Below are 14,161 nucleotides of genomic sequence, written 5' to 3'. Positions count from 1 at the left end.
CGACTGTCCGCCGCGGACGGGCTTAAAACCGAACTACTGACCGTCAGTCGAGCCGCGACCAGTACAGCGCCAGGTCGAGGGTCACGCCCTCGAACTCGACGGTTGTCTCCCGGACGCAGGCGTAGCCGAGCGACTCGTAGAACCCGCGGGCCTGCTCGTTGTCGACGCCGGTGTTGAGGACGAACGCCCGGTAGCCCGCGCGGCGGGCGCGCCGTTCGAGTTCCTCGACGATCTGGGTGGCGAACCCCTGCCCCTGCAGGTCCGGTTCGACGCGGATGCGCGAGAGCTCGGCGGTCCCCGCCGTCGCGTCGAACTGCTCGGCCATCCAGCCGTCGAGCGTCTCGTAGGCGCCGGTGGCGACGAGCCGGGTGTCGGACTCCGGGTGCGTGGTCTCACCGACCAAGAACTCCCCGCCGCCGTTGAGGTAGTGGCCGCGCACGTCCAGCAGGTCCTCGTCGGGCGCGTCGGGCACCCACTCGGGCGTCTCGGCCATCGCGACGCGATTCAGTTCGCGGACCCGTTCGCCGTCGCTCGGTCGGTAGCGCCGGATCCGCAGCGTCGACATGTTCATGCCGATGCCACCGCCCCGCCGTCGTAGACCGGGAACTGCCGGCACAGTTCGGCGACGGTCTCGCGGGCGTCGTCCCGGACGGCCTCGTCGTCCGGTGCGTCCAGCACGTCAACCAGCGCGTCCGCGAGTCGCTCGGTCGCCGCCGCGTCGAACCCGCGGGTCGTGATCGCGGGCGTGCCGATCCGCAGGCCGCTCGCGACGGTCGCCGAGCGGTGGTCGCCCGGCACCGTCTGCTTGTTCGCGACGAGACCGACCGATTCGAGGGCGGCCTCGGCCGCTGCGCCGGTGAGTTCGGGGTGCGTCTCGCGGAGGTCCACGAGCGCGAAGTGGACGTCCGTCCCGCCCGAGACGAGGTCGAATCCCCGGGTCTGCAACCGATCCGCGAGAGCAGCGGCGTTCTCGACGGTCTGGCGAGCGTATACATCGAACGCAGGCGTCAACGCCTCGGCGAACCCCGCGGCCTTCCCGGCGACGTTGTGCATCAGCGGACCGCCCTGACAGCCCGGCATGACGGCGGTGTCGACGGCGTCGGCTCGCTCCTCGCCGCAGAGGATCATCCCGCCGCGGCCCGCGCGGATCGTCTTGTGCGTCGACCCCGTCACGAGGTCCGCGACGCCGACGGGCGAGGGATGGACGCCGGCCGCGACCAGCCCCGTCAGGTGCGCGATGTCCGCGACGTGGTAGGCGCCTACGTCCTCCGCGATGGTCTGCATCCGCTCCCAGTCGACCGCTCGGGGGTACGCCGAGTAGCCCGAGACGATCAGGTCGGGCTCGGTCTCCGTGGCGCGTGCGGCGACGGCGTCGTAGTCGAGCCGGCCGGTCTCGGGATCGACGCCGTAGTGAACCACGTCGAAGTGCTCGTCGACCATCGTGTAGGGCTGCCCGTGGCTGAGGTGGCCGCCGTGGCGCAGCTCCAGCGAGAGGACCGTGTCGCCGGAGTCGAGCAGCGCCTGGTATGCGGCGAGGTTGGCCTGCGTGCCGGAGTGGGGCTGGACGTTGGCGTGGTCGGCACCGAACAGTTCGCGGGCCCGCTCCTGGGCGAGCCGCTCGACTGCGTCCGCGTGTTCACAGCCGCCGTAGTAGCGCTCCCCCGGCGACCCCTCGGCGTACTTGTTCGTCAACACTGACCCCTGGGCCGCGAGGACGGCCTCGCTCGCGTAGTTCTCGCTGGCGACGAGCGAGAGGGTCTCCCGCTGGCGCGTCCGCTCGTCGTCGAGCGCGTCCGCCAGCGCGTCGTCGACGGGCGAGAGATCGGTCGGCATACCCGGACGGTCGCAGGAGACCGGTAAAGCTACTGTGCAGACATAATCTTGAATGACGCGACAGTCGACACAGTCGTCATCGTTCCCGGATCGCCGAGCGGCGGCGCCGCGGCCGCGACCCGGCCACGCCAGCGCTCACTCCAGGAAGTACTCGATGTCGTCGACGGCGTCGGCGTGAGTGTGGTAGGCGTCCTCGGGCACCTCGTCGAACCAGTCCAGTTCCAGGGTCTCCCACTCGCCGAAGGTCGGATCGTGGGCGAGGGGTTCGCCGTCGACCGGGTCCGTGCCGACGACCGCGTCGAAACTCGTGGCCGTCTGGTCCGCGTCGGTTCGCAACTCGTGCGTGATCTCGCTGACCCGGAGGACTTCGGCGGCTCGAACCGGGACGCCGGTCAGCATCTCGCCGATCTCCTCGGTCCGCGCCAGCCAGTCCGAACCGGCGTCGACGTGCCCGTAGGGCAGCCGCCAGCCGTGCGGGCTGTCCATCAGCAGCACCGCGCCCTCGTCGTTCGTGATCCCGATCGCGACGAGTCCCGCGATGCCGTCGAAGTAGTCGAAGGCGTCCTGTCCGTCGGTCGTCCGCGTCTCGCTGTACTCGACGTCCGGCTCCTCCCGGAGCGTCGCCGGATCGCGTATCGCGTCCATCTCCTGGGCGTTGTCGACCGCGGTATTTGGTCGTTGGTGGCTCGGCCCCGCTGTGCTGGGACCACACGGCACTATTTGGTAACAAGTGGCATATACCGTGCGGCCCTATGTCACGGGACAGTGGAAGCCGTGACCGACGACACGAGCGCAGCGAACCGGTCCCGACGGGCGGTATCGAGGTCGAACCGATGGCGGAGATAACCGAGGTCACGCAGGACCGCGGGAAGACGTACGTCTGCAAGACCTGCGAGGTGCAGTTCGTCGTCCCGCGGTCCGAGACGGCCGTCTGTTGTCCCATCTGCCGAATGAACCGCATCCAGGTGGTGGACTGAGCCGGTTCGAACGCCCCGGCCTGTCCGCGAGCAGGCAGCGTCCGTCCGGTCCCCGTCTCACCACTCGAAGTCACCGAGCGGGTCGTCGGCCGCGTAGTCCTCCCAGAAGTCGTCGGCGCGGAACTCGTTGGCCGGGTGCATCCGACCGGGGGGTTCGGCGAACCACGCGGCGCCGTTGAGTTCGCCCGGCTGGACGGCGATGTGCCCGCCGGCGTACGCGGCGTCGAAGAAGACGTAGAGGGCGTGTAACCGCTCGTCGTGGTCGCCCGCCGAGTCGGTCCTGAAGCGGCGAAACAGGAAGCAGTCGGTGATCTCGCACTCGACACTCGTCTCCTCGCGGACCTCTCGGACGGCGGTCTCCTCGAAGGTTTCGTCGCCCTCCTGGCCGCCGCCGGCCAGCCCCCAGCGGGTGGCGCCGCGGCCGAGGATCATCAGGACGCGTCGGCCGTCGTCGACGCTGTCGGGCATCGACTCGGTGAGGTCGGCCGCCTGGTCCGGCTCGCGAACGACCCAGGCGTACGCGCCGCCGATGTACCCGCTCCTGGATCCCTCCCGGAGCGTCTCGAACCGCTCCGGGGGCACCTCCTCGTCGACTTCCTCGACGGCCACCTCGCCGTACTCGTCCCGCAATCGCTCCATCCGCCGCTCGACCGCCTCCCGATTGACGTGAACAGAGGGCACGAGTAACGATGGTCGCGGGGGGACGTGAAAAGCGTAGCCCCGCGGCGGGCACCGGTACCACGCCACGCGGTGAGGCGGTAACGGAGCGGACGGGCCCGCGACCGGTCACCCGATCTCGTCGAGCGAGTCGAAACCGCTCCAGCACTCGCAGTCGAGGTCGTCGATCGACGTCACCTCGTCGGGGAGGTTCGATATCGGCATTCCGTCGTCGAAACGGTCACAGTCGTCGGTGTGGACCGAGAAGTCGTCGCTCGCCATGACCGGCATGTCCCCCACTGACGACGCATCCCACCAAAAATCCCCCGTCGCGTTTTTCACCGCGTATAATCGGCGGACGGGTCGCGGTCTCGGCGAGGCGACTCCGCGACCGCCCGCCCGTCGGTCGCTGTGTCGGCTGTGTCAGGACAATCGTTTTCCCGGCGGGCCGAGAGGCGTCGAGCATGGAAGTCCCGGAGCGGGTCCACCTCATCCCGGTGGGCTACGAGAACGACCGGATCGTCCTGCCCGCGGTCCGACTGCGCGCCGACCGCGTCGTCCTCCTGCGGTACGAGGACGAGACCGACCACCCCTCCTACGCCGAGACGGTGCGCGAACGGTTCGACGCCGAGGGGATCGACCACGAGACGGTCCCGTGCAACATCTTCGACTTCTACGACTCCATCGGGACCGTGGCGGAGCTGGCGACTCGCTTCGCCGACCACGAGGTGTACGTCAACCTCGCTTCGGGGTCGAAAGTCACCGCGATCGGCGGCATGATCGCCTGCATGGCGACCGGCGCGACGCCGTACTACGTCCGCGCCAAGCGCTACGCAGCCGAGACCGACGGCGACGTCGCCGAGGGGATCCGCGAGATTACCGAACTCCCCACCTACCCGATGCAGAGCCCGGAACCCCAGCACGTCGCCGTGATGGACTACCTCGACCGCGAGGACGGCGCCCGCAAGCGCGACCTCATCGACTTCGGGAAGCAAGCGGACCTCCCGTTCATCGCCGAGCGCGACGCCGCCAACCGCAAGAGCGAGTACCGCCTGCTCGACAGCCACGTCCTCGGACCGCTCGCCGAGAACGGCTACGTCGACCTCGAAGAGGTGGGCCGCTCGACCCGCGTCTCGCTGACCGAGAGCGGCCGCAACACGCTCAGGGCCTTCCGCTATCTCATCGACGAGGACTGACAGCGGGCACCCCCGACTCCACGGACCCCCGCAGTGATCCGAAGTCGGAAACTAATTGGCGGACGTGGGTGAGTGTCACCGTATGACAGCGGGCTCGCGACCGAGCGAGGAGCACCGACGGACGCGCCGGCTAGAGCAGGGCTGGCGGTTCCACCGCGGCGACGTCGAGAACGGGGAGGACCCGTCGCTAGACGATTCCGAATGGGAGGCCGTCGAGGTGCCCCACGACTGGAGCATCGAGGGACCGTGGGACCCGGACAATCCCGGCGACCAGCAGCAGGGCTTCGCGCCCGGCGGGATCGGCTGGTACCGCCGCGAACTGCCCGACGACGTCGACGGCGAGCCGACGCTCCGCCTCGACGGCGTCTACCGCAACTTCGACGTGTACGTCGACGGCGAACACGTCGGCCACCGACCGTACGGCTACTCGACGGTCACCTACGACCTCGACGAGTTCGGCGTCTCCGGCGGCGAGACGCTCGCCGTCCGCGTCGACAACGACGAGTACCCCCACAGTCGCTGGTACACCGGCTCGGGCATCTACCGCAACGCCTACCTGATCGAGACCGACTCGGTCGCTATCACGCCGTTCGGCACCGACGTGCGCACGACCGCCGCGAACGGCCACCGCGCGGAGGTCCAGGTGCTGACCGAGGTCGAGAACGCTGAGAGCGGCGCCGTCGACTGCGCGCTGGAGACCGACATCGTCGACGAAGACGGCGAGATCGTGGCGACCGCCGGGAGCGAGACGACGGTCGAGCCCGACGAGGCCCACGAGTTCGAACAGCGCCTCTCGGTCGCCGATCCGGACCGCTGGACGCTGAACGAGCCGACCCGCCACTTCGTCCGCAGCGTCGTCTACCGCGACGGTGAACCCGTCGACGACTACGTCACGCCGTTCGGCATCCGCACCTTCGAGTGGACGAGCGACCAGGGCTTCTACCTCAACGGCGATCCGGTGACGATGAAGGGCGTCAACCTCCACCACGACGCCGGCTGCCTCGGCGCCGCGGTGCCCGAGCGCGCCCTCGAACGCCGCCTGGAGACCCTCCAGGACATCGGCTGCAACGCCATCCGGATGAGCCACAACCCGCCCCAGCCCGAGCTGCTGGACCTCTGCGACCGGATGGGCTTCCTCGTCGTCGACGAGGCCTTCGACAAGTGGCGCCACGAGGGCGCCGACGAGTGGTTCGACGAGTGGTGGCGCCGCGACCTGGCGGCGATGATCGACCGCGACCGCAACCACCCGTCGATCGTCTGCTGGAGCGTCGGTAACGAGTCCTACGACCAGGGCGACGACTCGATGCTCGACGACCTCGCGATGCTCACCGAGGCCACCGCAGAGATGGACCCGACGCGGCCGGTTACCTACGGCGCGGCGCCGTGGGGCGGCGACACCGCCGGCATGATCGCCCAGCTGGAAGACATCGGCGAGCACGTCGACGTCCTCTCGTGTAACTACCAGGAGCAGTGGTTCGAGGCGTTCCGGGAGGCCGGCCTCGACAAACCGATCATCAGCTCGGAGGCCAAGCCCTTCTTCCTCGGCGGCGAGGACGAGGACATCGGCTTCATCGCCGAGAACCCCTGGTTCGGCGTCGCCGACAACGACTTCGTCGCGGGCCAGTTCATCTGGTCGGGGATCGACTACCTCGGCGAGTCCCGCGAGTGGCCCAACAAGGGCTGGGCCACCGGACTGATCGACACCACCGGCGCGCCCAAGCCCGAGACGGGCTTCCACGAGAGCGTCTGGTCCGAGGAACCGATGGTCCAGATCGCCGCGTTCGACCAGGACCGCGAGCGCCCGGCGGGCCGACCCAACTGGAGCTGGCCCGCCGTCTCCGAGCACTGGACGTTCCCCGACCGCGACGGCTCGCGCGACTTCGTCCACCTCGTCACGTTCACCAACTGCGAGACGGTCGAACTGTACCGGAACGGCGAGTGGATGGGCGAGCGCGAACTCGCCGACACCACTGACCGGATGATCGAGTGGTACATTCCCTACGAGGCCGGGTCGCTGCGAGCCGTGGGGAAAGAAGACGGCGAGGTCGTCGCCGAGCACGAACTGGAGACGGCCGGCGAACCCGACCGCGTCGAACTGGAGGCCGACCGCGAGACCATCGCCGCCGACGGCCGCGACCTCGTCTACGTCGAGGCGACCGTCACCGACGACGAGGGCGTCCGCGTCCCGCGCGCCGACGACGAGATCCGGTTCTCCGCCGCTGGCGCGGGCGAGATCGTCGGCGTCGACAACGGCGACCTCGACAGCAACGAACCGTACGTCGCCGAGTCGCGCTCGGCGTACCACGGCACCTGCATCGCCGTCGTCCAGGCCGACCGCGACGGCGGCCCCCTGGAGATTACGGCGGAGGCCGACGGCCTCGACGGCGACAGCGTGCGAGTCGCCGTCGGCGCTGACGACTGACTGCCGCCGCGGTCGCGATTACTCCTCGGCGGTCGCGATTACTCCTCGGCGGTCGCGGTTCGCTGGTCGGCCGCCGCGTATCGACGCCCGCGAACCGGCGGTCGAGCGGCGTTCTCGACGGCTATCTCTCGCGAACTGGCGCCGCGATATTGGGCGTATAGAGCGCCATAAGCGGTCTATTACAATGCGGGGCTGCGGCGTCGCTCCCGACAGCCACCCATGCACACGGGCAACTCCGCGTCCGACGGTCCGGACGACCGACAGTCGGCGACCGACGGCGACTACGTGGTCTCCAGACGCAGCGTCCTCAAGGGAGCGGCGGCGGCGGCGCTCGGGGCCACCGCGCTCCGGTCCGCGCCCAATGGCGTCCGCGCCGACCACGCCCCACCGGTCGACTGGACGGCGACGACCCTCGACGCCGACGGCGCCAGCGACGCGTTCGGCAGTTCGCTCACGCTCGACGCCGCCGGGGAGACGCTCGTCGTCGGCGACCCGACGCGTCGGGAGGGGGAAGTCAGAACCGGCGGCGTGTCCGTCTACGTCTCCGAAGACGGCGGCTGGACGCGCGAGACCGTACTCCCGCGGGAACCCCGGGCGCGCCTCGATTACGTCGGCGAGTCCGTCGACGTCGACGCCGCGGGCGAGACCGTCGTCGTCGGCATGCCCGGTGAGGACGCACTGGCCGGGCAGTGCGGCGGCGTCCTGGTCTTCGTCCGCGAGAGTGGCTCGTGGACGCAAGAGGCGCGGCTCATGGCCGGCGACGAAGCGGCCACCCGGGACCACCTCGGCACGGCGGTCGCCGTCGACGACGCGGGCGAGCGGGTCGTCGCCGGCGCGCCCGCCGCCGACGCCACCCCCGCCAGAACCGGCGCGGCCTACGTCTTCGACCGTACCGAGGACAGCGACGGCGGCGCCTCGTGGTCCCGGACGGCGAAGCTTCAGCTCCCGGACGGGTCGGCGGACGACCACGCCGGAGAGTCCGTCTCGCTGTCGGCGGACGGCGCGACGGCGCTGGTCGGCGCACCGGGGGCGGCCGACGGCGCCGGCGTCGTCGCCGCGTTCACCGAAGACCCGTGGGACCACGTCAGGTCGGCCGAGAACCCGACCGACGCCGCCGCGGCCTTCGGCAGTGCGACTGCGACCAACGGAACCGACAGCGTCCTCTGCGCGCCGGAGGCGCCCGCGTCGGACTCCGGCGAGTCGGAGACCGATAGCTCGGACCGCGCGAGCGGTCCCACGGGGTACGCCGGCGTGTTCGGCGGCATCTCGCTGGCGCCGGTCCAGCGGCTCTCCGCCGAAGGGGGATCGAGCGGCGAGCGCGTCGGGACGGACGCGGCGCTCGCAACCGACGGCGACTGCGCCGTCGTCGGCGCCGTGTTCGACGGCGACTCCGCGTCCGGAGAAGGCGGCGGAGACAGCGGCGTCGGCGGAGAGACCGGGAACGGCGAATCGCCGTCGACAGGCGGTGCCTACGTCTTCGACAGCCGCGACGGCGGCTGGAGTCAGTCGAGCCGGCTCGCGCCGCCCGAGTCGGCCGACGGTTCGCAGTTCGGCCGGGCGGTGGCGACGGGCGGCGGCGGACACGTCGTCGCCGTCGGCGGACGGCGGCAGGCGACCGGCGGCCAGACGGCGACCGCGGGGACCGACACCGGCACCGGGACCCCATCGTCGGCCGCGACCGGAACCCCATCGTCGTCGGCCGCGACCGGGACCGTCACCGTGTTCACCCGCGAGTCGCCGGGGGTCTCGATCGACATCGAACCGGACGAGGAGTGGCCCGCGTCGGTGCCGTACGAAGGGAGCGGCGAAATCGAAGTCTGCATCGAGCACACCGACGAGTTCGACCCCACCACGGTCGACGTCGGGACGCTGCGATTCGGACCGCCGCGGGTCGTGGACGAGGGCGACGGCGCCCGGGCGGTCGGCGGGGGGAGCGAAGAGGACGCCGACTCCGACGGCGACAGGGACCTCGTCGTCCGCTTCCCGGTTGGCGACGCCGGCTTCGACCCCGACGACTTCGCGGCCCGGCTCGTCGGCGAGACGATCTACGGGACGCCGATCTCCGACCACGACTTCGTGGTGACCACCGACGACGACTCGGACGGCGGGAGCGGTTCCACCGGCAACGAAACCGGCGGAGGCACCGGTGGGAACGCCACCGGGAACGGAACCAGCGGCGACGGCGGGAGTGGAACCACTCCCGTCGGCAACGAAACTAGTGGCGACCAGACCAGCGGCAACGGCACCGACGGCGGCGCGTTGTAGCGCGGTCGCCGGGCGACGGCAACACCGTGTGGCGCTGCCGCCGGGCGAGCCGGTCGAACGGTTCAGGTGAGTCGTCGGAGTCGCTTCCGGATCGGTGACTCGCCGTTTTCGATGCGGCCCATGACCTCGATGGCGACCGCCGCCGTGGCGAGCCAGACCGCCCAGATGGCTGGTTCGCGGAACGGTATCGACTCCGGGAGCGCGAACAGGACGCCGATTCCGAGGAGGACGATAGCGAGGACGGCGGCCAGACTCGCGGCGTAGCGGAGGGCGGTGTGTTCGATGGCTGGATCGGCCATGTCGAACGGTGCTTGAAGCCCGGACGTGATATCAGATCCGCCGGATCGCCGCCAACGGCTAAGGGGCCGCCGCGCGAACCGTGTGGTATGTTCGATCCCGACGACCTCGCGACCATCCGGGAGGGCCGCGAGGAGTGGGAGTCCGAGACGTACGGGCCGACCGTCGACCGCTTCGGGGAGTGCGAGGAGACCTTCGAGACGGACACCGGCGGCCAGGAGGTCGCGCCGCTCTACACGCCGGAGGACGTTGCCGACCTCGACTACGCCGAGGACCTGGGCTTCCCCGGCGAGGAGCCGTACACCCGCGGCGTCTACTCCACGATGTACCGCGGGCGCCTGTGGACGATGCGCCAGTACGCCGGCATGGGCACCGCGACGGAGACCAACGAGCGCTTCCACTACCTCATGGACGAGGGCCAGACCGGCCTCTCGATGGCGTTCGACCTCCCCACGCAGATGGGATACGACTCCGACGCCGGGATGGCCGCCGGCGAGGTGGGGAAAGCGGGCGTCGCCATCGACTCGCTGCGGGACATGGAGACCGTCTTCGACGGCATCCCGCTGGACGAGGTGAGCACGTCGATGACGATCAACGCGCCCGCCGCGGTCCTGCTCGCCATGTACATCGCCATCGGCGACCAGCAGGGCGTCCCCCGCGAGGAACTCCGCGGGACCATCCAGAACGACGTTCTCAAGGAGTACATCGCCCGCAACACGTACATCTACCCGCCGGAACCGTCGATGCGGATCATCACCGACATCTTCGAGTACTGCGCCGCGGAGGTGCCCAACTTCAACACCATCTCTATCTCGGGCTATCACATCCGCGAGGCCGGCTCGACCGCCGCCCAGGAGATCGCCTTCACCCTCGCCGACGGCATCGAGTACGTCGAGGCCGCCCGGGAAGCCGGGCTCGACGTCGACGAGTTCGCCCCGCAGCTCTCCTTTTTCTTCGCCTCGTACAACAACATCCTGGAGGAAGTGGCGAAGTTCAGGGCCGCACGCCGGATGTGGCAGTCGATCATGGAGGAGCGCTTCGGCGCCGAGAAGCCGGCCTCGAAGCAGCTGAAGTTCCACACACAGACCGCGGGGTCGACGCTGACCGCCCAGCAGATCGAGAACAACGTCGTCCGGGTAGCTTACCAGGCGCTCGCGGCCGTGCTGGGCGGGACGCAGAGCCTCCACACCAACGGGAAAGACGAGGCGCTCTCCCTGCCGACCGAGAAGTCCGTCCGGACGGCGCTGCGGACCCAGCAGATCCTCGCCCACGAGTCGGGCGTCGCGGACACGATCGACCCCCTCGGCGGGAGCTACTACGTCGAGTCGCTCACCGACGAGGTCGAGGCCGAGGCCCGCGAGATACTGGACGAGGTCGACTCCCGCGGCGGGATGCGGAAGGCCATCGAGAGCGGCTGGGTCCAGCGGCAGATCCAGGACGTCGCCTACGAACGCCAGGAGGCGATCGAGTCCGGCGAACGGGTCATCGTCGGCGTCAACGAGTACACCGTCGAGGAGGACGCCCAGGACGCCGATATCGAGGACGTCTCCGAGGAGCAGGAGCGGAGCCAGATCGAGCGCCTGGAGTCGGTGCGCGAGGAGCGCGACGACGAGGCCGTCGCGGACGCGCTCGACGCGCTGGGCGAGGCCGCCCGCGGCGACGAGAACCTCCTCCCCTACATCGTCGACGCCGTGAAGGCCTACGCCACGACGGGCGAGATCTGCGACGAGTTGCGGGACGTCTTCGGCGAGTACCAGCCCGGCGCGGCGCTGTAGGACCGGTCGCGGCGCCGTCGAGGCCGAACACCAGGGCCGCGATTCCGCGGTCGCTCGCCGTCGATCCCCGTGATTTTTGCGGCGGGCGAGCGCAGGCCGCGGTATGGCTCAGTCCCAGTACGACCCCGCCCTCGCGCGGGTCCCGCCCTCCCTCGGACTCGCCGCCGTCGCCGTCTCGTTCGGCGGCGTCGTCTTCGCGATGTTCGCCGCCCCGTGGTTCTCGCCGTTCGTCCACGCCCTCTCGGATCTCGGCGCCCGCGGCGCGGCGACGGCGCCGATCTTCAACGGCGCCCTGCTCGTCGGCGGCGCGCTCGGCGTCGGCTTCGTCGTCTCGGTCCTCGCCGACGTTGACCACCCTATCCACGCGGCCGGCGCCATGTTCGGCCTGCTCGCGATGGCGTTCATGGCCCTGGTCGGCGTGTTCCCGCTCCCCCATCCCATGCACGGCGTCGTCGCGATCCCCTTCTTCGTCTGTCTCACGCTCGCCGTCCTCCTCTGGGGCGCCGGCGACTACGCCGCCGGCCGGACGGTCCGCGGCCTCGTCCTCGTCCTCGCCGGCGTCCTGCACGTCGTCTCGTGGGCCTGGTGGATCCTCTACCCCTGGTTCCCGCCCGGTATCGCCATCCCGGAACTGGTCGGGTCGGTCGCGTTCGCACTCTGGGGCGGCTGGATCGCGGTCGACGAACTCCGTCGGCTGCGAGTGGATCGCGACCGGCTGTGAGTCCGGTTCGGGACGGACCGTTCAGTCGCCGTCCCGGACGGCTTCGGCCCGGTCGACGTACGATTCGGTGAACGCCGGGACGTCGGCGTGCTCCCGGAGTTCCTCCCGGGTGAGCCAGTGGACCGCCGCGACCTCGGCGAGGTCTTGCGGCGCCGGCTCGCCGCCGACGTACTCGCACAGCGTGACGACGTTGAGGCACTGTTCGCCGGTGTCGGCCTCGAACGTCCCGCTGCAGACGTACTCGACCGCGCCGACCTCGATCCCGACTTCCTCGGCAATCTCCCGGCGCACCGTGGCCTCGATCGCGTCGTCGCCGTCCGGTGGATCTTCGAGTTTGCCGCCCGGGAGCCCGAGGATTCCCGGGGCGTGTTCCTCTTCGGCGCCGCGCTCGATGAGCAGGTACTCGCCGTCCCGCGTGACGACCCCGTCCACGTTGACGACGTAGGCGTGTTCTTCCATAGGTTGTTGACGCCGGTATTCCGCAATTAATCTCTCTGTTTCCATAGTCGGCAGTTGGTTCGCAGGGGGCTTCGTACTCGCCGTCGACGGCAGGCGATGAACGCCCTCGACCCGCTCGCTAGCAGTTATCGTGACCGCGACTAACGACAAGCGATGAAAGCCCTCGGCCCGGTCGCGGTCGCTGGCCGGGATATCCTCGGTCGCTTCACTCCCTCGGATAGGGCCCGACCAGCGACTGCACTCCGTCGCGACCGCGCCTCGCCCTTTCAGTCCGCCAGGGCCACTCCGCACCGCACACAACCTCACACCTCCCCAGCCGATTCCCTCAGTCGCTTCGCTCCCTCGGTCATCCCTCGCACGATGCTGTCGCGGGATGAACCCCGCGACAGCGCGCGCCACCCTGAAAACTCAGAGCGCGTCGAGCAGGGCGTCGACGTCGTCGGCGGTGTTGAAGACGTGGACGGACGCGCGGACGGTCCCGGTCGGCGGGATGTCGCGGACGCGGATGCCCTCGTCGTCGAGTCGTTCGGCTGTCGCGATGGGGTCGTCGGCTTCGAAGGAGACCAGCCCGGACTCGTAGGACTCGGCGGAGACCAGTCGGTCGCCGAGACCGTCCTTCAGCCGGTCGGTCAGCCGCTCGATGCGGCCGGTGACGGCGTCGTACCCGACGTCTTCGATGGTCGCGATGCCCTCGCGGAGGCCCGCGTAGGGGACCGGCGAGACGCTCCCGGTCTCGAAGCGCCGGGCGTCGGGCTTGAGTTCGCTCGGGTAGTCGTCGGGGACCTCGACGCCCATGTAGCCGACCTGCGCGGGTTCGAGCGAGCGGGCGAACTCGTCGGCGACGTAGAGGAAGCCGGTGCCGGTCGGCGCGAGCAGCCACTTGTGCCCGGCCGCGGCGACCGCGTCGGCGCCCCAGGCCTCGAAGTCGACCGGGCCCTGCCCGACCGACTGGACGGCGTCGACGAGCACGCGAGCGCCCGCCTCCTGAGCGATGTCGGTCAGTTCGGTCACGGGGAGGCGACTGCCGTCGGTCCAGCACAGCGAGCTGAAGGCCGCGAGCCTCGCGCCGTCGACGGCCTCGCGCCACTCGTCGCGGTCGACCTCGCCGCCGGCCGCGTCGACGACGCGGACCTCGATACCGGCGGCGTCCCGCAGTCGCTCCCAGGGCAGGATCCCCGCGGAGTGCTCCTGGTCAGTGCGGACGACGACGTCGCCGGGCTGCCAGTCCATCGCCGCGGCGATGCGGCCGATGCCGTCGGTCGTGCTCTGTGTGAGCGCGATGGACTCGGGGGCCGCGCCGACGTGGTCCGCCACGACCTCGCGCGTCTCGTCGAGCGCCTCGAACAGCGCGCCGTAGGTGCCCGCACCGGTTGGCGCGTCGTACTCGTGATATTCCAGGGCGTCCCGCGTCGCTTCGACGACCCGGCGGGGGCTCGGCCCGCCGGCGCCGGTGTTGAGATAGATCCCCCCGTCGAGTGCGGGGATATCCGCGCGGAGTTCCTCGGGAGTCATGGCCGAGTCGAGGGCGTGCGGCCGATTAAGGCCGACGGTCCCGACGC

At 70.2% G+C, this 14,161-nt stretch carries 14 protein-coding genes; 6 read left to right on the top strand and 8 right to left on the bottom strand.

Annotated features, from left to right (window positions below):
- Positions 1 to 43: 43 nt before the first annotated feature.
- The 3 genes from PSC72_RS20480 to PSC72_RS20470 form a co-directional block, all read right to left on the bottom strand.
- Complete coding sequence (locus PSC72_RS20480; protein ID WP_274323278.1) at positions 44 to 571, bottom strand: GNAT family N-acetyltransferase; 528 nt, start codon at positions 569 to 571, stop codon at positions 44 to 46.
- Complete coding sequence (glyA, locus tag PSC72_RS20475) at positions 568 to 1,833, bottom strand: serine hydroxymethyltransferase (protein WP_274323277.1); 1,266 nt, start codon at positions 1,831 to 1,833, stop codon at positions 568 to 570. Before glyA ends, PSC72_RS20480 begins: the two co-directional genes overlap by 4 nt.
- Positions 1,834 to 1,968: 135 nt before the next feature.
- Positions 1,969 to 2,478, bottom strand: coding sequence for an NUDIX hydrolase (locus tag PSC72_RS20470; protein ID WP_274323276.1), 510 nt, complete (start codon positions 2,476 to 2,478; stop codon positions 1,969 to 1,971).
- A 107-nt stretch (positions 2,479 to 2,585) separates the two neighbouring features.
- Between PSC72_RS20470 and PSC72_RS20465 the strand changes: the two genes are divergently transcribed.
- Complete coding sequence (locus PSC72_RS20465; RefSeq protein WP_274323275.1) at positions 2,586 to 2,810, top strand: hypothetical protein; 225 nt, start codon at positions 2,586 to 2,588, stop codon at positions 2,808 to 2,810.
- A gap of 57 nt (positions 2,811 to 2,867) precedes the next feature.
- Here the strand turns inward: PSC72_RS20465 and PSC72_RS20460 are convergent, their stop codons facing one another.
- Positions 2,868 to 3,491 (bottom strand): NUDIX hydrolase, encoded by a 624-nt coding sequence (locus PSC72_RS20460; protein WP_274323274.1) that lies wholly within the window; start codon positions 3,489 to 3,491, stop codon positions 2,868 to 2,870.
- Positions 3,492 to 3,596: 105 nt separating this feature from the next.
- Positions 3,597 to 3,758 carry a hypothetical protein gene (locus PSC72_RS20455; RefSeq protein WP_274323273.1) on the bottom strand — a complete coding sequence of 54 codons (162 nt, stop codon included), beginning with the start codon at positions 3,756 to 3,758 and terminating at the stop codon, positions 3,597 to 3,599.
- Positions 3,759 to 3,931: 173 nt separating this feature from the next.
- Here PSC72_RS20455 and PSC72_RS20450 point away from each other — a divergent pair, with 173 nt between their 5' ends.
- The 3 genes from PSC72_RS20450 (at position 3,932) to PSC72_RS20440 (ending at position 9,350) form a co-directional block, all read left to right on the top strand.
- Positions 3,932 to 4,663, top strand: coding sequence for an HFX_2341 family transcriptional regulator domain-containing protein (locus PSC72_RS20450; RefSeq protein ID WP_274323272.1), 732 nt, complete (start codon positions 3,932 to 3,934; stop codon positions 4,661 to 4,663).
- 82 nt (positions 4,664 to 4,745) lie between these two features.
- A complete protein-coding gene (locus PSC72_RS20445; RefSeq protein WP_274323271.1) occupies positions 4,746 to 7,085 on the top strand; it encodes a glycoside hydrolase family 2 TIM barrel-domain containing protein in 2,340 nt (779 codons plus the stop codon).
- A gap of 219 nt (positions 7,086 to 7,304) precedes the next feature.
- The gene (locus PSC72_RS20440) at positions 7,305 to 9,350 is read left to right on the top strand and encodes an FG-GAP repeat protein (protein WP_274323270.1); all 2,046 of its coding nucleotides are present in this window, start codon (positions 7,305 to 7,307) and stop codon (positions 9,348 to 9,350) included.
- Between the two features lie 62 nt (positions 9,351 to 9,412).
- On the opposite strand, the gene PSC72_RS20435 is transcribed toward PSC72_RS20440, so the two are convergent.
- Positions 9,413 to 9,649, bottom strand: a complete 237-nt coding sequence (locus tag PSC72_RS20435; RefSeq protein WP_274323269.1) for a hypothetical protein — start codon at positions 9,647 to 9,649, stop codon at positions 9,413 to 9,415.
- A gap of 87 nt (positions 9,650 to 9,736) precedes the next feature.
- Here PSC72_RS20435 and PSC72_RS20430 point away from each other — a divergent pair, with 87 nt between their 5' ends.
- Together PSC72_RS20430 and PSC72_RS20425 are read left to right on the top strand one after the other, a co-directional pair.
- Positions 9,737 to 11,422, top strand: coding sequence for an acyl-CoA mutase large subunit family protein (locus PSC72_RS20430; RefSeq protein WP_274323268.1), 1,686 nt, complete (start codon positions 9,737 to 9,739; stop codon positions 11,420 to 11,422).
- A gap of 103 nt (positions 11,423 to 11,525) precedes the next feature.
- On the top strand, positions 11,526 to 12,143 hold the full coding sequence (locus PSC72_RS20425; RefSeq protein WP_274323267.1) for a DUF998 domain-containing protein: 618 nt from the start codon (positions 11,526 to 11,528) through the stop codon (positions 12,141 to 12,143).
- A 21-nt stretch (positions 12,144 to 12,164) separates the two neighbouring features.
- On the opposite strand, the gene PSC72_RS20420 is transcribed toward PSC72_RS20425, so the two are convergent.
- Positions 12,165 to 12,602 (bottom strand): NUDIX hydrolase, encoded by a 438-nt coding sequence (locus PSC72_RS20420; RefSeq protein WP_274323266.1) that lies wholly within the window; start codon positions 12,600 to 12,602, stop codon positions 12,165 to 12,167.
- Between the two features lie 408 nt (positions 12,603 to 13,010).
- Positions 13,011 to 14,114 carry an aminotransferase class V-fold PLP-dependent enzyme gene (locus PSC72_RS20415; protein WP_274323265.1) on the bottom strand — a complete coding sequence of 368 codons (1,104 nt, stop codon included), beginning with the start codon at positions 14,112 to 14,114 and terminating at the stop codon, positions 13,011 to 13,013.
- Between the last annotated feature and the right edge of the window lie 47 nt (positions 14,115 to 14,161).

Origin of the sequence: Halosimplex aquaticum (assembly GCF_028747785.1) — an archaeon.
GTDB classification, from domain to species: Archaea; Halobacteriota; Halobacteria; order Halobacteriales; family Haloarculaceae; genus Halosimplex; species Halosimplex aquaticum.
The sequence above is the reverse complement of the archived record's forward strand: the minus strand, read 5'-3'. Positions and strand labels throughout refer to the sequence as shown.